Raw genomic sequence first — 21,815 nt, 5'->3', positions numbered from 1 at the left:
GCTTAGAACCATGGGATGGGCTGGGTGGAGAAAGAGTTCCCCGCTATGCCAAATCTAACCATCCCATCCATAGGCCAGTATCCGGTTTTGCCGGGAGCCTTGCGTTGCACCAAAGGCCTATTCGAGATCTTGACGACCGGGGTTGCGGGAGGGGTCGCCACTGAGGAAGCCAAACACAAACAGCGACACAAAGAAGGTGACGACGAGATAAACCACAATTTTGAGAGTCAGCATGATTTTAAGTCTCCAAACAGCCAGCTAACGTGATCGCCCCCCGGTTCTGGAATGGGCTCTCTGACGTTCTGCCACAACCCTGGGTTGCACACAGAACTTAACTTGGGTCTATCATACGCCAAATCTTCACCCGCCCAAAGCAAGGCCCAAAAGTGACAACCCTGCCCTAGGACTGCCCCCGCAGCCAGCGCCACGCCCGTTGCAGCCAAGTTTCGGCCTGGTGCAGCAGAGCATCGAGCCAGCGCAACACCATGACGAGGGGATGATCGACGTAGGTGACGAGGGCGACCTGGGCTTCGATGGCGTCGTTTCCGGGCAAGCCGTTGAGATCGGCGCGGCCACCCACGGTTCGGCCCCTGTCAGTCGTGGTGTAATGGGTATCGTCTACCTCCCAAACAGCGGTGCGATCTAGGGAGATAGACCCGATGGAATCAGCCACAACCACCGTGCCATCGTCGGCAATATAGGTGACGACCTCGCGGGTGGTCTGGGTGTGGGTGGCCACGGCGGACGACCCTGCAACGGTTAGAGAACCTGATTGAGGAGCGTTTTCTAGGGCACGGTCTCCCCCCCTGGGTTGATGCCAAACCGAAATCCCGTAGGGAACGGGAATGGAGGCATAGGGATTCATCGTCAACGCATCACCGAGATTCGACGACGCCCCTAACCCTGAGGGTTCCAGGGCGGGTTGCCATTGTCCGGCCATGGCCCGATCCCACCATCCCACTATCCCGCCATTCCCCAGTTGCGGGACGGCCTGGGCTTCGCCAAACAGGTTCGTCACCTGGGCAAGGGGGCTGGTTTGCATCCAGGCGAGGGCTTGGTTGACCCAGCGCACCGGGAGCCACTGGTTTTCGGTAGCCTGGGGTAGGGGTAGACCGGGGGAGTGAAGTTGTCGGTCGTGCCACTGTCGCCGACACCAGCCCGCATATTCCGCCATCAGCAGGGTAATGGCCCGTTGAAGTTGATCGCGCTGGAGGTCGGTGAGGCCGTTGAAAATCACATTATTGGTGGTGACGAGCACCAGGTGACGGGTCGCCACATCTGAAGCCACCCCACACACCGGGGTTTGCAACGGCACCATCTGCCACTGGCCAGTCACCATCACACTTTCGGCGCGAGATTGGCGCAACAGTTCCCCGTGGCGATCCACCTGGCGCAAACTTCCCGGTTGGCGCACCACTAGGGGCTGGGTCAGGGAAAGCAACGCTCGAAGGGGGGAATCGGCGGCTAGGGTCATCGGCTGGGGCGTTTCCCCGGTGAGCAGGGCGACCACCTGTTGCCAAGGCTTCGTTGCTTGTAGGGTACGGGCCGCAGAACGCACCCCTTGAAACGCCACATACAGGGGGAACGCAATCACCTGCACACCCCACAACAGCGCTGTTTTTCCCTGACGCAGCAAGCGTTCAGCACCGTGGGCCATCTGTCGGTAGCCAGCCAACAAACGGGACACGGTCTGGCTTTGAAACGGGCGCGACGAAGAGGCCATAAGGTTGCCTGCGCTGCGTACACTGAAGACTGCCCTGATCATACCGGAGCCATGTCCCCTGCCACCAATCCTGCGGTCACCTCGCCCCAAATCGCCAGCGTTTTAGAGAAACTCCGTGACCTCAGTCGGCGGGATGTCCAAGGGGGCTGGCACCTCAGCCGGAGCCCTCACCCCCGGCCCCCCTCCCAGGGAGGAGAGGGGGGATTAGAGAAATGGCCATTGGTGGCGGTGAATGGGCGGGGGCATGTGGCTTGGCAACAGGGGCGGCGGGTGTTGTGGCTGCATCAACGATTGATTTGGCCTCAGGATTTAGGGGGCTATCCGGTGGTGGGGCTGTCGGCGAAGCTGGCGCTGCGGTGGTGGGCGGAGGGGGCGGAGATCTATGTCAACGGCCAGTTAGCCCACACGGGGGATATTTTCGACTGCTGGACGAGGATCAACCTGTCGGAATCGGTGAAGCCCGGTGAGTCCGTCGAGGTGGCGCTAAAACTGGTCAGCCCTGGTCATGATGATGGGGCGTTGGTGAAGTCGGAACTGGTGTTTGAATCCCTGGACGAGGCTAATCCAGAACCCGCCTTTGTGGCCGATGAGTTGGCGGTGTTAGAAACCTATCTGCGGCAGTTTGCGCCAGAGAAGTTGGGAGTTCTGGAGGATGCCCTAACGGCAATCGCCTGGGATCAGGTCGGTGATGCGCCCCGATTTCATCAGTCCCTCAACCAGATGCGGGATACCCTCAGTGAGTTCTCCCCCTGGCTGAAACAGCGCACCGTGCATTGTGTGGGCCATGCTCACCTGGACCTGGCTTGGCTGTGGCCCGTGGCCGAAACCTGGGATGCCGCCCAGCGCACCTTTGAGTCGGTGCTTGCTCTGCAACAAGACTTTCCCGAACTGACCTTTACCCATTCCACCCCGGCCCTATTTGCCTGGATTGAAGAAAACCGTCCCGACCTGTTTACCGAGATTCAGCAACAGGTGCAAGCCGGACGCTGGGCCATTGATGCGGGTCTGTGGGTAGAGCCCGATTTGAACCTACCGGGGGGAGAGGCACTGGTGCGGCAAATTCTTTATGGTCAGCGCTACTGTGCCGAAAAATTTGGGGCGATGAGTGCTCTCGCTTGGTTGCCGGATACCTTTGGTTTCTCCTGGCAGTTGCCCCAACTGCTCACCCAGGGCGGCGTGGGCTACTTTGCCACCCAAAAACTGCGCTGGAACGACCGCAACCCCTTCCCCCACGACCTGTTTACCTGGCAGGGGCTAGACGGCACCCCCATCACCGCCGTTACCCTGCCCCCCATCGGCACCGACATTGAAGCCCCTGAAATCGCCCAATACGCCGCCCAATGGGAAGCCAACACCGGGTTTCAGGACGCCCTGTGGCTCCCCGGCGTGGGCGATCATGGCGGTGGCCCCACCCGCGATATGCTGATCAAAGCCCGCCGCTGGGCCAATTCTCCCCTCTTCCCCCGCCTCACCTTCGGCCACGCCCAACCCCTCCTAGATGCCCTCCTAACCCCTCCCACCGCCGCCGCTCCCCTGTCCCCTGTCTCCCTTGATCCCCATCCCCCCGTCCCCCCCTCTCCCCCTCTCCCCCTCTGGCGCGACGAACTCTACCTAGAACTCCACCGGGGCTGCTATACCACCCACGGCGACCAAAAGCAATACAACCGCCGCTGCGAAGACACCCTCTTTCAGGCGGAACTGTGGAGCACCATCGCCCACATCCTGTCCCAATGCCCCTATCCCAAGGCCGAGCTAGAAATCGCCTGGAAACAGGTACTTTTCAACCAATTCCACGACATTTTGCCGGGATCTTCTATCCCCGAAGTGTTTGCCGACGCGAACGAAACTTGGCAGGCTGCGTTGGCGTCAGGTCAGCAAATTTTGGCGAATGCCTTAGAGGCTGTTGCCCAAGCCATTACGCTACCGCCAGCCCCCGACGAACGTGCGATTCCCGTGGTGCTGTTCAACCCGCTGAATTGGGAACGGGATGAGGTGGTCGAGATTTTCCTCCCGGAAGCATGGGCCGATTCTCAGCATTGGCAGGCGTTGGATAGCCTGGGTCGAGAGATTCCGGTGCAATGGCGTTGCCCTCACCCCCTCAGTCCCCCTCTCCCCAAGGGAGAGGGGGAAGCCAAGCCAGTCTTTCCGGCCCCCCTCTCCTCCCTGGGAGAGGGGTTGGGGGGGAGGGCCAAGGTCTTGGTAACGGTGACAGGGATTCCCTCCGTTGGCTATCGGGTCATTTGGTTGAAACCCATCACGGCTGACCTCCCCACACCCCACGCCCCACGCCCCACTCCCCCCAATTGGGTTCTCGAAAATGACCACCTCCGCGCCACGCTGGATTCCAAAACCGGGGAAATCGCTAGCCTGATTCACAAAGCCACGGGCACAGAAACCTTCAGCGCTGCCGGGAATCCGCTTCAGGCGTTCAAGGATGCAGGACAGTATTGGGACGCCTGGAACATTGCCCCGGACTATCCAGATCATCCCCTCGATGGGTTCTGCCTACAATCTATGGAATGGGTGGAGGCTGGCCCCTGTCGGCAGGTGATTCGGGTGGTGAAAACCTTTAACCAGTCCACCTTTGTGCAGGACTACGTTTTGGATGCCACGGCGACCTATCTCAGGATTCGGACGACCGTCGATTGGCAAGAAACCCAGGTGTTGGTGAAGGCGGCCTTTCCGCTGACGGTATCGGCCCCCCAAGCCACCTATGAGATCCCCTTTGGGGCTATCCAGCGGCCAACGCATCCCCAAACGCCGGAGGACAAGGCCAAGTGGGAGGTGCCAGCTCTGCGTTGGGCGGATATGACTCAATGGGATGAATCGGGGCAGGGCCGAGGCGTGAGCATTCTGACTGACTACAAGCATGGCTTTGATGCCACCCCCAACCAACTACGGTTGACCCTTCTAAAAGCCTCCCTCTGGCCCGACCCCACTGCCGACCGAGGGTGGCAGACCTTTACCTACGCCATCTACCCCCACGTCGGAAGTTGGCAGGAGGCCAAAACCGTACAGCAGGCGCGTAATCTGAACCTTCCCGTGCGACCTTGGGTTCAGGGTGGTGATCTTTCAACGGTTGAACCTTCTGATCGTCGATGCTCTGAAGGTCAATCTCTCGCGGATACCGGGAGTTTTTTAGCGTTTGGCGAAACGACCTGGGTGTTGTCGGCGTTCAAACTAGCAGAGGATAGCGATCCGTTCATTCTGCGCGGCTATGAAAGTGCTGGGGTAGCGGGGACGCTGGGCCTAGGTGGCCAGTTGGGGCTCACCGCTAGCGCCATGGTGACGTTGCTGGAGCAGCCCATGCCCACGTCTGGAAGTGGGGAGAATGCCGCCGAGCCTGAACCTGGCCAGATCGCCATCTCCCCGTGGCAGGTGGTGAGTCAGGAAATCCGGTTAAAGGACGTAAAACTTAAATCTTAATGCTGCCCCTGAGCAGACTTGCCCGCTTCTCTACTGGCCCCGTATACTGGCCTGAGCTGGCCCTCAGCCCTAGGCTAGGAGCGCTGACAATAAAGATTTCCGTGAGATCTTTCTCTGTTTTTTGCGCACAATACTATCATTCAGACTGACCTAGTTCCCTTGGACTGCCATGGGTCAGGTGGGTTGCAGCATTCGAGACAAATCTCATGGGGCCAACTGATCATCTACCCAATGACCCATCCCTCCAGCCACAGGCATCAGCGGCAAACGCAGCCTTGCAGGGGTTGAGCCAAGACCTGGAGGCACTACGCCAAAAAGTTTCGGCCCAGTTGGCGGAGGATATTACCTATCTGCAAAACCGCAAGCAGCGGCTGATGGCGGATATTGAGACTCTGGAGGACGATTTCTCCCATCTTAAGGCCGAATACCAAGCCTTGCAGGCTAGTCAAATTCAGATTTTGGGCGAACAACAGCAGATTTTGAGTGAACAACAGCTTGCTCAGCAGCAGGTGTGGGCCAAACGACTGGCCCAAGCCCTTGCGACCCATCTGCAAGCCCAGCTCAAGGAGAGCCTTTTGGCACCGGGCGCGTTGACGGGGGGAGATGCGCTCACCTCCTTGACCGAAGCCAGCGAACGCCTCATCGCCCTGGATGGTAGTCTCCACAGTGCTCTCAAGGCGCTCCAACAAGATTTGCAAGGCTACCAAAGCAGCCTTTCCCAGCAGGTGAGCCGGATGCATAGCATGGAGCAGCAGGGGGAAGCCATTCTTGAGGCTCTGGTGGCCCGGATGAGTCAGCAGCTTCAGATTCAAATGGTGCAACCTAGCCAGCGTATGGCGGTGCGGGGTCAGGATCCTGGCACAGCGCTGCCCCCCGGCCATCGTCCGCCAGAATTGCCCAGTGCGGGGCTGTGGGGGCGTCCTCCCAGCCCTTGGCCCCAGGGGGCAACGCCCCAACTCCCTGCCCCAGCGGCCTATCCTGCGACGGGGATCTCCCCTGGCTCGGTTCCTACGACGCCCAAGGGTAGAGGCAGGGAAGCCAGTCCGGGCGCGGCCAAACCGGGAATGTCGCCCACGGCCTCGACGCAACCCAGATCCCAGCGGCGATCTACTCCTACATCGCCCTCGTCTCAGGCACCCCCGGCCCAGACTCCCCCGGCGGCGGCGACCAGTCGGAGTCAGCTTCAGGCGGGGCTGATTTTGATCATCCTGTCTACCCTGGCCCTGTCTATTCACAATGTGCTGGTGGGGCTGATTGGCTTTGGTGGCGAGGTCTTTGGGCGGTTCCCCGTAACCGCCATTCTGCAACTCAACATTCCCAACTCCCTGCTGTTGTTGTGGTTGCGGATGGTGGTGGTGGTGCCGTTGATGGTGGTGGTGGCCCAACGGCTGCGGCCCACCTTGGGGCAAGACATTAGTCAACTGTTGTCCCAGGAGGATCGACGGCCCCTCATGCAGGTGGTGGCTAGCGGTACGTTTCTGTTCCTATCCCAGGTGTTGATCTACACCTCCATCGCCAAGGTTGGCCCAGGGGTGGCGGTCACCCTGCTGTTTATGTATCCCCTGATTACCGTGCCCCTGGCCTGGGCGCTGTTTGGGGATCGGCCCACCCCCCTACGCCTGGTGGTCATGTTTGCCATCACCATGGGGATTGTATTCACGGCCCTGCCGCGCATCTCCAGTGACATCAGCACCAGCCTGGTCTCCCCCTGGGGGGTGGGGGCGGCGATGTTGTCCAGTGTGGCCTTTGCGCTGTATTTGGTGGCCATGCAGCTTAGTTTTCGGCGGCTGCATCCGGTGCCCGTCAGCCTGATGCAGTTCTCTACAGTCTTTGTGCTCACCAGCCTGAGTTTGATTATCGGATCGTTCTTTGGGATGCAGCCCGATCAGCCCAGTAGTCCACTGGGTCTCTATTTTGGTGGCCTCATGTTGGGGGGCTTAACGCTGTTGGGCTATCTGTTCAATAACTATGGCGTTAAGCTGATGGGCGCGGCCCAGGCTTCGATTGTGGCGGCTAGTGGCCCGGTGGTCACCGCTATGCTGGCCTATTTGGTCTTGCCAGGAGAAAAATCGGCCCTACAATTTATTCAGTGGATGGGGGTGGTGCTGGTCACTCTGGGGGTGGTTTCCCTCAGCCTAGAACGGTGGCTGAACCTACGACGGGCCACCCGTCGCTCCGAGCCAACTTAAGTTCTCGGCCCTTGACCTCCTTACCCTCGGATTCCCGGCCCTTGGCCTTCTGGCCCTCGGATTCCCGGCGGAATGTTCGGTAGACTAGGGGCTAACTCCTTTGTCACTGCTTTTTAGCAATTTTGGCCATCACCGTTATGACTTGGGTTCTAACTACGGCGATTTCCGCCTCAGCCTCACCGACCATTGCTCCTGAGAAAACCCGCCAAACGACCCGCCAGCCCTACCCCAACTACAAAATCATCGTCCTCAATGACGACTTCAACACCTTTCAGCATGTGGCGGAATGCCTGGTGAAATACATCCCTGGCATGGGGGCCGACCAAGCCTGGAACCTCACCAACCAAATCCACTTCGAGGGCCAAGCCACGGTGTGGGTTGGCCCCCTAGAGCAGGCAGAGCTGTACCACACCCAGCTCACCCGCGCTGGGCTCACTATGGCCCCCCTAGAGCGAGCCTAATTCCAGGGGCAAACCCTAGGGACAGATCCGCTGTAGACTGTCCATCGGGGGGCACAGGCTCGGTACATTCCCCTCTATTGCAAGCGCATCATTTTTTTCTATAAGAACAACCTTTATGACACAAGCCTCGGACGGTCGCCTCGTTTGGAACCACTCCACCCATCTACCGGGTTTGATCCCCATCCTGGAAAAACTCCTCAACCAACCCGGCATTGGCACCGTCACCCCTGGGGTCATTGCAAATGTACGTGCCCATTCACCCGCACTGCGGGTGAAGGTCTCGGTACCGATTCGGGGCGGATTTAAGCTGATTGCTCGCAAGGGCAAGACCGTACAGGAAGTGTTTGTGCTGACAGAATTGGACAAAGCCGGACTAGAAGCCGCCGTGGCCAAGGCTATCGAGGCCGCCTAGGATGCCTAGGGAATGCTGGGAACCCTCTGATCCCCAACGCTATCCCGCCGGATCGGCCTCGACAGAGGCCCCCTCACCTACGACGCTACAGCAGCGGGAAGGACGGGTTTCCTTTACCGTGGGTGACGCCTTCTATCGGCCCCGCAGCGCCCTCGCCCGTGATTTAGCAGTGTTGGTGGCAACCTTAGACAAAGATCGTCTGGGTCATTTGCGGGTGCTGGATGCCATGACGGGCAGCGGTGTGCGGCCTTTGCGATATTTAGTCGAAGCCGGGGCCGATTGGGTATGGGCCAACGAGGGCAACCCGGATCACGCCGACCTCCTGGCAACGAATTTAGCCCAGGTTGAAGCAACCCACTACCGCATCACCCACGAGGACGCCCAGGCGGTATTTTTTCGGTGCTATCAAGAACGGGATTTTTACGACCTGGTCGATATCGATAATTTCGGCAGTCCCGCCCCCCACACCAGCAATGCCCTCTGGGCCACAAAAATTGGCGGATTGCTCTATCTCACCAGCACCGATGCCCGTTCCACCAGCGGCCACGACCCCGAACGCAGCCTGAAAATCTACGGTGCCTCCGCCCGTTCCCACCCCGCCGTCCATGAGCAAGGGCTCCGGTTGCTGATTGGCCACGCCGCCCAAACCGCCGCCGCCCGTGGGTTGGGCATTCAGCCCGTGTTTTCCCTCTTTACCGGACAAGTCCACCGCGCCATGGTGCGGCTGGTGAAACGACCCACCCTCTCCAGCCAAACCTACGGCTTTTTGGCCTATTGCCACCGCTGCGGCCAGTTCCAAACCGTGGACTGGCGGAAATTGGGCCGCGTCACCTGTACCTGCCATGGTTCAGACGGTCATGGCGTAGTGGCGGATCCGCAGAATCGAAACCTAGGGGCCAGCAAGACCGAGGACAGTGCCAGCCTTGTTCTCAGCGGCCCAATGTGGCTGGGCGATCTGCACCACGTCCCGACCTTAGAGGCCATGGCCACCTTGGCGCAGGACTGGGGCTGGTCGTCCCAAGTCAACGTCCTGCGCCGCATGGTTGCCGAAGTGACCCTACCGCCCTACTACTATCCCCTAGGAGAAATGGGCCGACGGGGACAGATGGACATCCCCAACCGGGATCAATTGATTGCAGCCCTTCAAAACCAAGGCTATCGGGCCACGGTGCCCAGTTGCGATCCCCAGGCCATCAGAACCGATGCGCCCCTCGCCACCTGCCTTGCCCTGGCGAGACCACTGGAGCATGGTGACGGATCCCTCTCATAACTAAATCCGGCTCGTTTACCCCCGTATCATCCGTGGGCAAGGAGACCTTGCCCCTAGCGTTGGTTGGGCTAGGAAGCGGGGTTTCCTAATTCGGATTTGGATGACAGGTCGATTAGCGTTCTATTCGCGTTCTATTGGATTGCCTCTGGGGGCCATTCCAGCGCCCAGGTGCCCAGCAGCCCTGTCCGAAAGTCGTTGAGAAGGCGTTTGGCGGTGCGTTCTTTGTCATTCTGGAATTTTTGGGCGGCCACTTCGGCCACAAAGCTTTCCCCGGTGTGGTCAGCTAGGGCGACCCCATAGCGTTGTTGTAGAGGAGATTGGAAGTCCTCAGGCACCCGTCGTTGCTCTAGGGTTTTGAGGGCTTCTACAAAGGCGGCGGCGGTGCGTTGGGTGTCGTAGGCGGCTTCCCCGATGTCGTCGCAGATGGCCAGTTTGAGGGCGGCTCCTTGGTCGTCCAATCGGGCAGGAATCACCCCCGGTGCATCCAGCAGGTCTAATTCCCCGGAAACGCGCACCCATCGGAGTTGGCGGGTAATTCCGGCGCGGCGGGCGCTGGCCACCACTTTGCGGTTCAGCAGGCGGTTAATCAAAGCGGACTTGCCCACATTGGGAAAACCAATCACCACAGCGCGGATCGGTCTGGGCTTCATGCCGCGTGCCTGACGCCGTTGGTTGACGGATTCTCCGGCAGATTGGGCGGCTTTGGCGATGGCCTTTACCCCTTGGCCCTGTTGGGCGTTGGTAAACAGGGCCACCTCCCCCTGCTGCCGAAACCAAACTTCCCAAGCCTCCCTAGCTGCCGGGGAAATCATATCGACCCGGTTGAGCACGAGCACCCTAGGTTTGTCGCCCACCCATCCGTTGACGCTGGGATGCTGGGTCGCCAGCGGAATCCGCGCATCCCGCACCTCCAGCACCACATCTACCCGGCTCAGTTGATCTACCAAAGCCTTTTCGGCCTTAGCAATGTGTCCGGGATACCACTGAATGTCGGGGGTTGTCATGGAACTAGGTCGGAGGATTGGCTGTTGCCACTATGACACGGGGGGACAGCGTTTGGAGAAGTGCGGGCGATCCCCCTTTCGATTGGTCGTGCAAGCCGATCCCGCAGCGCCTAGCCACGGAGTTGGCCGAGGTCTTTGCCCTAACGGCGCACCATGCCCGCAAATCCTGAGGCTTTGAACTGTTTCAGTTGCAGCGGTTCGGGCTGGTTCGCGGCCACGGAAATACGGATTTCAAACTCGCTTTCACCGGGGAGCACCTCAGGAATGCCCCCTAGGCGGGTGCGGTTTTGCATCACCGGATTATCATCGGCATCGTAGATGCGGCCAAAAATATCCACGTCTAACACGGGTTTACTGGAACGGTTAATCGCCTTCCCCGTAATCAAAAAACAGTTGGCTTGCTGGATCGACCCTGCCGCCACCATGCCCTCGGCATATTCCGGTGGGCAGGGCTTGTAGGCAATATCGCTCAGATCAATGGGGGTGAGGGCTTCGGCGGTGAGACCCCAGCCGCTCAACAGCCATAGCATCGCCACCAAAACGCCCGTCACAATGCTGCGGAAGACCATCGTTTCCCTCGCCCCTTCAACATAAGCCGTTACTAGGGTAACGCTGTTTTGGAACCTAGGGAAATCGCCGGAGATGGCCACTGTGATCGGTAGCCCTAGGCCGTTCGATCCAGCCAAGCCACTAAGGCCCGCCGCATGGTATCCACGGGAACGGGCCGATGGATCCACTGCTCTAGGGCGATGGCCCCCTGCTGCACCAGCATGTCTAGGCCGTCCTGGGTGGATAGTCCCCGCGCCGTCGCCAGGGTGAGCAAACGGGTGGGTCGAGGCGTGTAAATCAGGTCATACACCAGGCCGTGATCGGGAATCAGGGCCAGATCAGCGGCGTCTAGCGGGGTTTGGTCAGCGGTGTGGTGCATCCCGATGGGCGTGGTGTTGATCACCAGATCCGCCTGGGGCAATAGCTGCGGCAACTCGTCCCAGCCATGGACAGACAGCGGTGGGGTGAGGGGAGAATCGGCCCAGCTTGCTTCAAATTCGGCTAATTTCCCTAGATTTCGTCCGACCACCTGAACCTTCGTCAGCCCTAGTTTTCCACAACCTGCCACCACCGCCCTAGCCGCACCGCCATTGCCCAGCACCACCGCCCGCGCCGCCGACCAGTCTCGCCCTTGCAGGGGTACCATAAAGCCCGCCACATCCGTATTCGTGCCCGCCCAGCCCTGTTCCGTACGCCAGACGGTATTCACGGCCCCCACCGCCTGGGCCTCCGGCGTTACCGTGGCTAGCAGGGGCAAAATCGCCTGCTTGTGGGGAATCGTAATGCTAAACCCCTGCACCCCCACCGCCGCTAAGCCCTGCACCGCCGCCGCTAGATTCTCCGCTTGCACCGGAAACGGCACATAGGCATAGTCCACCCCCAGTTCCGCCAGGGCCGCATTGTGCATCACCGGGGACAGGGAATGGGCCACCGGGTCGCCAATAATGCCAAGTAGTTGAGTCGTTCCAGTAATCGTCATAGGAATCAGAAAAACATCGGTAGGGGCGAGGTCTCTCCGCCCATCCAAAGACAGATATCGGTCAACCCAAAATCACCCCGCCCCAACCCTGTCCTCATACATCAGAACAATCTTATCGACCACCTGATCAATCGTGAGTCCATCGGTGATCAATTCCACGGCATCCTCAGCCTTTTTGAGGGGAGCCACACGGCGGGTGCTATCCTTGCGGTCTCGGTCGTCAATGGCGCGTTCCAAGGCGGCGAGGCTTTCGATGGGCTGCTGCTGGGCCTTGAGATCCTGCTGCCGACGGCGAGCCCGTTCGGCTACGGAGGCGGTGAGGAAAATCTTTAGCTCGGCCTGGGGAAACACCTGGGTGCCAATGTCGCGCCCTTCCATCACTACACCCCCGGCAATGCCGTACTGCTGTTGTTGCTTCAGCAGTACCTTGCGGACAATGGGCTGGGCGGCAATGGTCGATACCTGGGCGGTGACGCTGGGATGGCGGATCAGTTCGGTCACTTCCTCGCCGTTTAGCCACAGGCGACTGGGGTAGGGAGCAAAGGCGGGGTCATCCCCAGAGGCGGCGAGTTTGAGGTGGCAGTCCTGCAACAGTTCGGCCACCGCCACCTCGTCCTGGAGGGCAAGCCCCTGCTGAAGCGCCTTCCAGGTAATCGCCCGATACATCGCCCCACTGTCTAAATACAGCAGACCCAAACGCTTGGCCACCTGACGGGCCACGGTGGATTTCCCGGCTCCGGCGGGGCCGTCAATGGCCACAATGGGCTGACGGTGGCGCAGCAGAAGATTGTCAATTAGACGGGTTTGGCCCAGATAGGCGGCAACGGCGAGCAGCCCCGTGGATTCGATGCGGTCCAAGGGCACCAAGGTGTCAGGGTGCACCAGTTCCACATACTGAGGCTGCACCGCTGGCACCTGGCCCAGGGTTGTATCCACCGCTTCAACCAGGGCAAGGCTGGATCGTTCCCCCGCCTTAAATCGGGCCTGGGCTGCCATCAGCCCCCGATACAGCACCGTGGCCTCCTCCCGTTCCGCCTCGCTGAGGTAGGCATTACGGGAACTAAGGGCGAGGCCGCTGTCTTCCCGCACGGTGGGACAACCGACAATTTGGGTGGGCAGGTTCAAATCCTGGGCAAGGCGCTTGATAATGGCGAATTGCTGGGCATCTTTGCGGCCAAAGTAGGCTCGATCCGGTTGTACCAAACTCAGCAGTTTCGTCACCACCGTGGCCACCCCTTCAAAATGGCCGGGGCGATGGGGGCCACAGAGCACCGCCGTCATCGCCACCGGGGGCACCACCTGGGTTAGGCCCGCCGAGGCCGGACTATCGCTGCCGTAGAACCCCTGGGGGGTGGGCATAAACACGGCATCCACCCCCACCTGATCGCAAAGCTGAAAGTCCTGGCTGGGGGTTTGGGGGTAGCGGGCCAAATCCTCCCCAGGGGCAAACTGAATGGGATTCAGAAAAATGCTGACCACCACCAGATCATTTTCCCGTCGTGCCCGTTCCATCAGGCTTTGGTGCCCCGTATGGAGACCGCCCATGGTTGGCACCAGGCCCACCGTCAGCGCCCCCACGCGGCCCTGCCGTTTTTGGGCCAGATAACAGGTCAGGCCGTCCACCGTTTTCAGTACTCGCACCACCCGCTCCCTCCCCGTCATTGCTCCAGTGCCCCTTCCATGTGCCACCCCTGTGACAGATGAACATCTGGCCACCGTCAGCCAAAGTTAATACCCTATCAGATTATCGTTAGCCACAGATAGCGGTCTGGACGACCATGGTCCGCCTACCCACCGATCAAAAAGCCCCACGGAAAATCCGCAGGGCGTCATCGAAAAGCAACCTTGAAAACGATAGAGAAATGTCAGGGTCGAGCCTAGATAACCTTACCCAAACACCGCCCTACCTAGGGGTTAGACAGCACCTCGACTTGCACTTGACCTACCCCGCTGGCCCGCAGACCAATTTGGCCCGCCGCCGCGGCAGACAGGTCAATGATGCGACCACGGCTGAAGGGGCCACGGTCGTTGATGCGAACGATTACCTGCTGTCCGGTACGTAGGTTGGTGACGCGCACACGGGTGCCAAAGGGCAGGGTGCGGTGGGCGGCAGTGAGGTCGTTTTGGTTGAACACTTCGCCACTGGCGCTACGCCGACCGTGGAACCCAGGCCCATACCAGGAGGCGGTTCCGGTTAGGGTACTGGTGACAATTCCCACCTGGGGAGCCGCCGGGGCGGGCTGCACGGGTTCAGGCATCCCTTCTACCCGGCTGAGGGCGGGAGCATTGCCCAGCAGTCGCCGCATCCGGTTGGCCATTTGCAGGACATCTTCTGCGGGGTTTTGGGTGGTGTCGGGCAGGATGGTTTGGTCATTCACCGTCACCAGCACTTCGTCTTCCCAGGCCACCACAAAAGCCTGTTGATCGGCTAGCCAGCGGGCTTCAATGTCGGCGGGGTCTTCGGTTTCGGCCAGGGCCAGCAACCGATCTACAATCTCATTGGCCTGATCGACCGGGTCCCGATCCGCCTCAGTCGTGGTGCTGGGGGTTGCCTTGGATTCGCCCAAGGTCGCGAGTTCATCGCCAATCAGCGTGATCACCGGGATGGAACGCAGGTAGACCGTCGCCGCTTGGTTGGCATCAAGGGCGTGGGGCAATACCGCCACGAGGTCGGCAGAAAACCGTTGACGAGAACTGGAAGAACTTGAACTAGAGGAGCTTGTATCTGATACATCGCTAGCCTCAGCCTCGGCGGCGGAGACCTCGGCGGATGAGGCCGTTGTAGCGGGTTCGGGGAGAACTGAAGCAGCGGACGTCAGGGGAGCATCAATTTCTGACTCTGAGACTCGACGGGGATCGTCGGTGGATTGCGCGTGGCTGGGCAAAGGTGCTCCAAAGGTGGACAGGATAACGGCAGCTGTTAGCCCACCCAATACAGACTGTTTCATACACACCAGAAGAGATCAACAGGGAGGATGGTGCTCAATCCTGGAGCCAACATGGGCAACAAGACAGGTTTCACGGGACAACCTTGCGGCACGGATCCGTTACAAAGGTTTACTCTTGGCTTTTTGTCGAAACGTAACTTAGCACGAAGCCCATGGGTTGCGAATCCGGGGAAAACCCCTGGGATAAATCTCTGGCGGCAAAAATAGTGGGTGATGGTTCTGACCCAATTTTTGCAACCGCCCATCATATCGGGCTTTAGGGGCATTAGCCTAGGGGCCAGAGAATTTTAATTTTCTTATGAAAAGTGGCTTATCTATTTTGAAAACTCATCAATAAATCCGCCGCAAAGGGGCGAGTCAGTTGAAGATTCGGCCACATTGGAACCAACCGGGTGGCTCTGGAGGGGAGTAACGCCAGGGAAACGCGGGGCCACTAGGTCGTTTTTGCCACGCAGGTACCGTGTATTTACGGAGGGCTGAGACCCGATTTCGGCCTGAGTAGGGCATCCCAGATCCACAACATTTCGGCCATGGATCTTGATTATCAATGACCGCCAGGTAGGTTCCACCCAAGGCAGCGGCAGTGGAACTGGAGGATGAGTCCATCTCTGCGCCATCGGCCTCCGTCAATCGATCTATAAACGTCCTATAAATAAGAGACGAATTAACGAACTCACACGTTTCAAGGAAGACTTCCCCGCTATGGATTATCGTGATGCCGGAGTAGACGTGGTGGCAGGGCGCGACTTTGTGCAGCGCATTCGGGCCATGGTAGATGGCACCCGTCGCCCAGAAGTCCTCGGAGCGTTGGGGGGCTTTAGCGGCCTGTGCGAAATTCCGGCGGGCTATCGGCACCCTGTGCTGGTGTCGGGCACCGATGGGGTGGGCACCAAGCTCAAAATTGCCCAACTCACCCAACGTCATGCTACCGTCGGCATCGACCTCGTGGCCATGTGCGTCAACGATATTTTGACCTGCGGAGCCGAGCCGCTCTTTTTCCTGGATTACCTGGCAACGGGCAAGCTTGAACCTGAAACCCTAGCCCAGGTGGTAGAGGGCATCACCGAGGGCTGTCGGCAGGCGGGCTGTGCCCTGCTGGGGGGCGAAACGGCGGAAATGCCGGGGTTCTACGCCCCTGGAGAATACGACCTAGCGGGCTTCTGCGTGGGCGTGGTGGAAAAATCCCAAATCCTCGACGGTCGCCAGGTGCAGATGGGCGACCGGGTGATTGGCCTCGCCAGCAGCGGTGTCCACAGCAACGGCTTCAGCCTGGTGCGTAAGGTGGTTAGCGACGGCCAGCGCCTCGACAGCAACGGACAGGGCTACGACTGGGCCGAAATCCTCCCTAGTTTGGGGGATCGCTCCCTTGGAGAAGTCTTCCTCACCCCCACCACCATTTATGTGGAAGCGGTGCTGGCGGCACGACGGGAGGGCTTGCCCATCCACGCCATGGCCCACATCACGGGCGGCGGTCTGCCCGAAAACCTGCCCCGCTGCCTCGCCCCCGGCCAAAGTCTGCACCTCACCCCCGGCACCTGGCCTGTGCTGCCCGTGTTTGAATGGCTGGCGGCGGCGGGCGACGTGCCCCTGCGGGCTATGTACCACACCTTTAATATGGGCATCGGCTTTGCGCTGATTGTCCCCGCCGATCAAGCCGATGCCGTCCTCACCTGGCTCACCCAGCACCAGATCGCCGCCTACGCCATCGGTGAAGTTGTCCCCGGTGACGGTGAAGTCCTGGGGTTGCCCGATTAAGCCCATCAACCTAGGCGATCCCTTCGGTAGGGGCAAGGTCTCCTTGCCCTGCTTTGCCCTGGCGAAGACGGGTGAGGAGACCTCACCCCTACGGATTTCAGGGAAGCGCCACGATGCTGGGGCCAGCGCCTACAATGGAAATGAGGTTATGTTACAAAACTTTATCTCTATAAAAGCGATCCCCGTTTTCGGGTAACGTCCTTATATGAAAGAGTTCCACGCCAGCCAAGCCCTTCACTTGCGGGTGCCCCACGAGGCCATCCCCATCGAGCATTACCTGCGTCAGCCCCAGCGCTTGGTGCAGGCCATCACCGATCCGCGTCGTATCGAACCGCGTGAGGATTGGGTGTATCGCCTTAGCTTGCGGCCCCTGCACTTCTTTGGCCTGCATGTGGAGCCCACCACCGACCTCAAGGTGTGGGGTCTGGCCGATGGTTCCCTCTGCCTAGAGGCAATTAACTGCGAAGTGCGTGGTCCGGGCTACCTCAGCCACATCAATGACTCCTTTTCTATGGGGCTGAAGGGCATCCTCAAGCCCCACCGCCAAGAACACCATACCGAGCTTCGAGGCGAGGCCAACTTGCGAATTCGGCTGGATATGCCGCCGCCGATTAAGTTCATGCCCCACTCGGTGCTCGATGCCACCGGACGCACCTTTCTCAGCGGCATTTTGATGACCATGAAAAGCCGCATCGAGCACCACCTGATCCACGACTACCGCGCCTGGGTAGACCACACCACCCAACACTCCCAGGATCGGCCCAGCATCCTGCAAGGTCGGCTCGCCCAGTAGTGGCTTGGTTGGACAGGCGTCAGCGGGTGACGCGTCACGTCAGTTGCGTCACGTCAGTTCTAGACGGCCTGTCGAAGCAGGTTGCCATGCCTGAGGACGCTAACGCACGGGGGCGGGCTGTCGCATACCAAAGGCCGACGCCTGAGATATCTGATCCGGTGGGGTTGGTCTTGCTTAGACTTTTGTGATCAATCTGCCCAAGGGCTGAAAACCGTGGTACCTCTCTATGAAGACGAGTGAAGGAGATGTCCATGGCGTTTGCGCAGGGGAATCCTAGGGTTTTAAAGGGCTTTTTGCCGAATTTGCGGCGATTTATCCGGATCTACCGAGGCTACGAGCGGCCCTTTTGGATGTCGCAGGTGTTTTTGGCGATTTCGGCCCTGTTTACCCTGCTGATTCCGTTGATGAGCCAGAGCCTCATTGACGACGGCATTATTCCGGGCAATCGCGACGCCATGGTGCGGTCGGTGCTGTGGATGGTGCTGTTTGCGGTGTGTAGTGCCCTGTTTACCATCGCCAACGCCTACTATGCGGTGCAGTTTGCCGAGCGCACGGCCCACGCGGTGCGGATGCGGCAGTATCGCAAAATTCAGACCTTCACCTTTGGCAACCTCGATCAGTTCCCCACCAGCGACCTGATGGTGCGGATGACCAGCGATGTAACGGCCATTAAGGGGGCGGTGCAGCAGGTGATTTTGTCCCTGGCCCAGGCTCCGGTGATGTTTGTGGGGGCGCTGATTTTGATTTACCACAACAGTCCGGGGCTGATGTGGATTTTGCTGCTGGTGATTCCGGCGGTGCTGGGAATTTTGGCGGTGTTTCTGTTCAAGATTTCTCCCCTGTTTGAGGTGCAGCAGCAGAAATTGGACGACCTCAATCAGGTGTTGCAGGAGAGCCTCGCCGGGGTGCGGGTGGTAAAGGCCTTTGTGCAGGGAGACTACGAAAATCGCCGCTACGACCGGGCCAACCAGGCGTTTCGGCAGGCTTCCCTGCACCCGATGCGCTACGTGGCGGCGTTGCAGCCCAGCTTTTTCTTGATTGTGAACCTGGCCACGGCGCTGGTGCTGTGGTTTGGCGGGCGGGCCGTCAGCCAGGGCGAGAGCACCGTGGGCGAACTGATGGCCTTTACCCAATACCTGGTGACCATTTTGATGCCCCTAGTGGTGCTGGCGGTGATTACGCCCCAGGTGACGGCTGCCGAAGCCTCGGCGGAGCGGATGTTTGAGGTGATGGACACCCTGCCCAACATCGACCAGCCCAGCCAGACCGTCTTGCCCACCGAAGTCCCTACCCAGGGGCGGATTGTGTTTGAGAACGTCAGCTTTGGCTATCCGGCCCCACCGGGAGAAGCGCCCACCCCCGTGCTGCGAAACATCAACCTCACCATCGAGCCGGGGCAGACCGTGGCCTTTTTGGGGGCGACGGGTTCCGGCAAATCCACCCTGGTAAACCTGATTCCCCGCTTCTACGATGTCACCAAGGGCCGCATCCTCATCGACGGCATCGACGTGCGCCACCTGGCCCCCGAAATCCTGCACCAGTGGGTGGGCATTGCCCTCCAGGAGGCCGTTCTCTTTAGCGGCACGGTGCGGGAAAATGTCGGCTACGGTCGGCCCGAGGCGGAACAGGAGGAACTGGTGGCGGCGGCGGCGGCAGCGGATGCCCACGGATTTATCAGCACCATGCCGGAGGGCTACGATGCCCCAGTGGCAAGGCGCGGCAGCAACTTTTCGGGTGGGCAACGGCAGCGGATTTCCATCGCCCGTGCCCTAGCGGTGCAGCCCCGGATTCTCATCCTCGACGACAGCACCAGCGCCCTCGATATGGCCACCGAGGCCCGCGTCCAGGAGGCCGTGCAAAATCTGATGGCCGCCACCACCAAGCTCTATGTGGCCCAGCGGATTAGCACCGTCCTCACCGCCGACCGCATCTTTTTACTAGAGGCCGGAGAACTGGTGGCCCAGGGCAGCCACGAAACCCTGCTGGCCACCAGCCCTCTCTACCAAGAAATTTATCAATCGCAGCTAGGGGGTGCCCCGCTATGAAACGGTTTCTGCGTCGCCATCGGGTCAAAATTGCGCCGCCAGAGTTGGCCCCACCTCCCCAGGCCTTGGGGCGACTGTTGGGCTACGTCACCCGCTACCGCTGGGAAATGGCCCTGGTGGTGCTGCTGCTGATTGTTGGGACGGCCCTAAATTTGTTCATTCCCTTCCTGCTGGGCCAGGGGCTCAACAGCCTCAGTGCTGGATTGGATGGCCCCTACCTGGCGCGGCTGGCGGGGTGGATGGTGGCGGCGGCGGTGGTGAGCTGGCTGCTGCTGGTGCTCCAGGGGGAGGTGCTGGCCAACGTTACCCAACGCGCCCTCTACGTGCTGCGCAAACAGGTGTTTGAGCACATGCAAACCCTGTCTTTGAACTTTTTTGACCGTCAGCCCATCGGCCAGTTGATGAGCCGGGTCAGCGACGATGCCGAGGTGGTGGCCCAATTCTTCCGCAACGGCCTAGGGATGCTGCTGAGCGAGACCCTCAAGGTGCTGTTCATCATCCTGGCTATGGTGCTGCTGAACTGGCGCATGGCCATCGCTGCCTGCGTGATTGTGCCCCTAGTGCTGGGCTTTTTGGGGATGGTTAGCCGCATTTCTGGCCCCGCCTTCGATGCCCTGCAAGCGGAAATGGGCGAACTCAACGGCATCCTCGAAGAAACCGTCAGCGGCGAACGGGTGGTGATCGCCTACCAGCGCCAGGAGGAAGCCATCGCCACCTTCGAGGAGGTCAGCCGCGCCGCCATGGAAGTGGGCATTCGGGCCAGGTTTGTAGCCCTACTCAGCCGCCCCCTCACCCTGGTGCTCACTAACCTCGATGTGGCCCTAGTCGCCCTGGTGGGCAGCCTGCTCACCCTACGCGGCGAGGCCGATGTGGGCACCGTCACCGCCTTTCTGCAATATACCCGCCAGTTGGGCCTACCGATCATCAACATCGCCAATACGCTGGACTTTTTGCTCGCCGCCATTGCCTCCTCCGAGCGCATCTTCCAAATTTTGGACGAAGCCCCCGCTGTGCAGGATGCTCCCAACGCCACCCCCCTGCCCCCCATCGAGGGCCGCGTGGAATTTCGCCAGGTAGACTTTGGCTACGTGCCGGGGCAGCGCGTCCTCAAACACAACAGCTTCATCGCCGAACCGGGCCAAACCATTGGCCTCTGCGGCCCCACCGGAGCCGGAAAAAGCACCATCATCAACCTGCTCACCCGCTACTACGACATCGACGCCGGAGCCATCCTCATCGATGGCCACAACATTTTGGAGGTGCAGCAAGATAGCCTGCGCCAACAGGTGGGCATCGTCCTGCAAGAACCCTTCCTGTTCTCCGATACCGTCCTCAACAACCTGCGCTACGCCCGCCTAGAGGCCAGCGAAGCCGACTGCATCGAAGCCGCCAAACAGGCCAACGCCCACGGCTTCATCCTGCGCCTGCCCCACGGCTACGACACCCTACTCACCGAGCGGGGCAGCAACCTCAGCCAAGGCCAACGCCAACTGCTCACCATCGCCCGCATGATGGTGGCCAACCCCCGCCTGGTCATCCTCGACGAAGCCACCAGCAACGTTGATACCCGCACCGAGGCCAAAATCCAAGATGCCCTCAACCGCCTGATGGCCGGACGCACCAGCTTCGTCATCGCCCACCGCCTCAGCACCATCCGCCACGCCGACAAAATTCTCGTCCTAAACAGTGGGGCTATTGTCGAACAAGGCACCCACGACGAACTGCTTAAAATGGGAGGTCTTTACTACGACCTCTACACTAGCCAGTTCAAAGGCAAAGTACTAACGCCCTAGCCAACCTAGCCGTCCTAAGATTCAGCCGATCTAAGCAAAGGTGCAATGCTTGGTGGTGCAGAAAACTCCTAAAACCCTTGTAGACAAAGGATTCTCAGCGAGACAGCGGATTTGGGATTTCTCGGCAACTTGAACGAAGGCAATGGGTTTCAGTCGCCATTTTTGCCGTCTGGGCTGTCCACCATGAGACTCAAAAAAGTTTTCTGCACCACTAAGGGCAAGGAGTAGATTTTTCAGAGAATGACTTTAGTAGCGGCACGGCGAGCCGTTTTTAGCCCTACCTACGAGGAATAGCCCAGACAAGCCACTGCAACTGACTAGTTCACCCTATGGCTGATTAGAGTTTTACAATAAAGCTACCTATGTGCAACACTCCGGACAGATTTAGGAGGCTGTGATCCCAGTCTATGCGGCGATAACCCCGTAGTTCAGGAGGGTCTGGTAGTTGGGATGGGATTGAATCAAAGT

Annotated in this window: 16 protein-coding genes; 9 read left to right on the top strand and 7 right to left on the bottom strand. The window is 59.8% G+C overall.

All coding sequences use genetic code 11. From position 1 onward, the window contains the following. Positions 1-117 precede the first annotated feature (117 nt). Together H6G62_RS13280 and H6G62_RS13275 are read right to left on the bottom strand one after the other, a co-directional pair. Entirely contained in the window at positions 118-234 is a 117-nt protein-coding gene (locus tag H6G62_RS13280; RefSeq protein WP_190495871.1) for a photosystem II reaction center protein I, read from the bottom strand. Positions 235-400: 166 nt separating this feature from the next. Next, entirely contained in the window at positions 401-1,723 is a 1,323-nt protein-coding gene (locus H6G62_RS13275) for a hypothetical protein (protein WP_190495869.1), read from the bottom strand. Positions 1,724-1,774: 51 nt separating this feature from the next. Between H6G62_RS13275 and H6G62_RS13270 the strand changes: the two genes are divergently transcribed. The 5 genes from H6G62_RS13270 (at position 1,775) to H6G62_RS13250 (ending at position 9,481) form a co-directional block, all read left to right on the top strand. Beyond that, a complete protein-coding gene (locus H6G62_RS13270) occupies positions 1,775-5,149 on the top strand; it encodes an alpha-mannosidase (protein ID WP_190495867.1) in 3,375 nt (1,124 codons plus the stop codon). 206 nt (positions 5,150-5,355) lie between these two features. Beyond that, on the top strand, positions 5,356-7,338 hold the full coding sequence (locus H6G62_RS13265; protein WP_190495865.1) for a DMT family transporter: 1,983 nt from the start codon (positions 5,356-5,358) through the stop codon (positions 7,336-7,338). Positions 7,339-7,475: 137 nt separating this feature from the next. Next, on the top strand, positions 7,476-7,799 hold the full coding sequence (gene clpS / locus H6G62_RS13260; protein ID WP_190495863.1) for an ATP-dependent Clp protease adapter ClpS: 324 nt from the start codon (positions 7,476-7,478) through the stop codon (positions 7,797-7,799). Between the two features lie 115 nt (positions 7,800-7,914). Beyond that, positions 7,915-8,211: a DUF2103 domain-containing protein gene (locus H6G62_RS13255; RefSeq protein WP_190495861.1), complete on the top strand. Its 297-nt coding sequence runs from the start codon at positions 7,915-7,917 to the stop codon at positions 8,209-8,211. Position 8,212: 1 nt separating this feature from the next. Next, positions 8,213-9,481: a tRNA (guanine-N1)-methyltransferase gene (locus H6G62_RS13250; RefSeq protein WP_190495859.1), complete on the top strand. Its 1,269-nt coding sequence runs from the start codon at positions 8,213-8,215 to the stop codon at positions 9,479-9,481. 131 nt (positions 9,482-9,612) lie between these two features. On the opposite strand, the gene ylqF is transcribed toward H6G62_RS13250, so the two are convergent. The 5 genes from ylqF to H6G62_RS13225 form a co-directional block, all read right to left on the bottom strand. After that, a complete protein-coding gene (gene ylqF / locus H6G62_RS13245; protein WP_190495857.1) occupies positions 9,613-10,485 on the bottom strand; it encodes a ribosome biogenesis GTPase YlqF in 873 nt (290 codons plus the stop codon). A 140-nt stretch (positions 10,486-10,625) separates the two neighbouring features. Beyond that, the gene (locus H6G62_RS13240) at positions 10,626-11,015 is read right to left on the bottom strand and encodes a hypothetical protein (protein ID WP_242051982.1); all 390 of its coding nucleotides are present in this window, start codon (positions 11,013-11,015) and stop codon (positions 10,626-10,628) included. A gap of 134 nt (positions 11,016-11,149) precedes the next feature. After that, complete coding sequence (locus H6G62_RS13235; protein ID WP_190495855.1) at positions 11,150-12,013, bottom strand: shikimate dehydrogenase; 864 nt, start codon at positions 12,011-12,013, stop codon at positions 11,150-11,152. A 72-nt stretch (positions 12,014-12,085) separates the two neighbouring features. Next, entirely contained in the window at positions 12,086-13,654 is a 1,569-nt protein-coding gene (locus tag H6G62_RS13230; RefSeq protein ID WP_190495852.1) for a bifunctional pantoate--beta-alanine ligase/(d)CMP kinase, read from the bottom strand. A gap of 266 nt (positions 13,655-13,920) precedes the next feature. Further along, on the bottom strand, positions 13,921-14,961 hold the full coding sequence (locus H6G62_RS13225; RefSeq protein WP_190495850.1) for a septal ring lytic transglycosylase RlpA family protein: 1,041 nt from the start codon (positions 14,959-14,961) through the stop codon (positions 13,921-13,923). Positions 14,962-15,663: 702 nt separating this feature from the next. On the opposite strand from H6G62_RS13225, the gene purM reads away from it, so the two are divergent. From purM to H6G62_RS13205, 4 genes are all read left to right on the top strand, one after another. Continuing rightward, the gene (purM, locus tag H6G62_RS13220; RefSeq protein ID WP_190495849.1) at positions 15,664-16,716 is read left to right on the top strand and encodes a phosphoribosylformylglycinamidine cyclo-ligase; all 1,053 of its coding nucleotides are present in this window, start codon (positions 15,664-15,666) and stop codon (positions 16,714-16,716) included. Between the two features lie 205 nt (positions 16,717-16,921). Then, on the top strand, positions 16,922-17,509 hold the full coding sequence (locus tag H6G62_RS13215) for a DUF1997 domain-containing protein (protein WP_190495847.1): 588 nt from the start codon (positions 16,922-16,924) through the stop codon (positions 17,507-17,509). 251 nt (positions 17,510-17,760) lie between these two features. Further along, entirely contained in the window at positions 17,761-19,554 is a 1,794-nt protein-coding gene (locus H6G62_RS13210) for an ABC transporter ATP-binding protein (RefSeq protein ID WP_190495845.1), read from the top strand. Further along, positions 19,551-21,347 (top strand): ABC transporter ATP-binding protein, encoded by a 1,797-nt coding sequence (locus H6G62_RS13205; RefSeq protein ID WP_190495843.1) that lies wholly within the window; start codon positions 19,551-19,553, stop codon positions 21,345-21,347. The genes H6G62_RS13210 and H6G62_RS13205 overlap by 4 nt, the downstream gene beginning before the upstream one ends. Positions 21,348-21,815: the final 468 nt, after the last annotated feature.

The sequence above is a fragment of the Phormidium sp. FACHB-1136 genome (genome assembly GCF_014697375.1).
GTDB lineage: Bacteria > Cyanobacteriota > Cyanobacteriia > Phormidesmidales > Phormidesmidaceae > Nodosilinea.
The sequence above is the reverse complement of the archived record's forward strand: the minus strand, read 5'-3'. Positions and strand labels throughout refer to the sequence as shown.

Bases quoted from the DNA above. Each gene is read 5' to 3' on its own strand.
- H6G62_RS13275 (WP_190495869.1), bottom strand. From the start codon at position 1,723: ATGGCCTCTTCGTCGCGCCCGTTTCAAAGCCAGACCGTGTCCCGTTTG.
- H6G62_RS13225 (WP_190495850.1), bottom strand. From the start codon at position 14,961: ATGAAACAGTCTGTATTGGGTGGGCTAACAGCTGCCGTTATCCTGTCC.
- H6G62_RS13210 (WP_190495845.1), top strand. From the start codon at position 17,761: ATGGCGTTTGCGCAGGGGAATCCTAGGGTTTTAAAGGGCTTTTTGCCG.
- H6G62_RS13265 (WP_190495865.1), top strand. From the start codon at position 5,356: ATGGGGCCAACTGATCATCTACCCAATGACCCATCCCTCCAGCCACAG.
- clpS (WP_190495863.1), top strand. From the start codon at position 7,476: ATGACTTGGGTTCTAACTACGGCGATTTCCGCCTCAGCCTCACCGACC.
- H6G62_RS13270 (WP_190495867.1), top strand. From the start codon at position 1,775: ATGTCCCCTGCCACCAATCCTGCGGTCACCTCGCCCCAAATCGCCAGC.
- H6G62_RS13205 (WP_190495843.1), top strand. From the start codon at position 19,551: ATGAAACGGTTTCTGCGTCGCCATCGGGTCAAAATTGCGCCGCCAGAG.
- H6G62_RS13255 (WP_190495861.1), top strand. From the start codon at position 7,915: ATGACACAAGCCTCGGACGGTCGCCTCGTTTGGAACCACTCCACCCAT.
- H6G62_RS13235 (WP_190495855.1), bottom strand. From the start codon at position 12,013: ATGACGATTACTGGAACGACTCAACTACTTGGCATTATTGGCGACCCG.
- H6G62_RS13215 (WP_190495847.1), top strand. From the start codon at position 16,922: ATGAAAGAGTTCCACGCCAGCCAAGCCCTTCACTTGCGGGTGCCCCAC.
- purM (WP_190495849.1), top strand. From the start codon at position 15,664: ATGGATTATCGTGATGCCGGAGTAGACGTGGTGGCAGGGCGCGACTTT.
- H6G62_RS13250 (WP_190495859.1), top strand. From the start codon at position 8,213: ATGCCTAGGGAATGCTGGGAACCCTCTGATCCCCAACGCTATCCCGCC.
- H6G62_RS13280 (WP_190495871.1), bottom strand. From the start codon at position 234: ATGCTGACTCTCAAAATTGTGGTTTATCTCGTCGTCACCTTCTTTGTG.
- H6G62_RS13240 (WP_242051982.1), bottom strand. From the start codon at position 11,015: ATGCTATGGCTGTTGAGCGGCTGGGGTCTCACCGCCGAAGCCCTCACC.
- ylqF (WP_190495857.1), bottom strand. From the start codon at position 10,485: ATGACAACCCCCGACATTCAGTGGTATCCCGGACACATTGCTAAGGCC.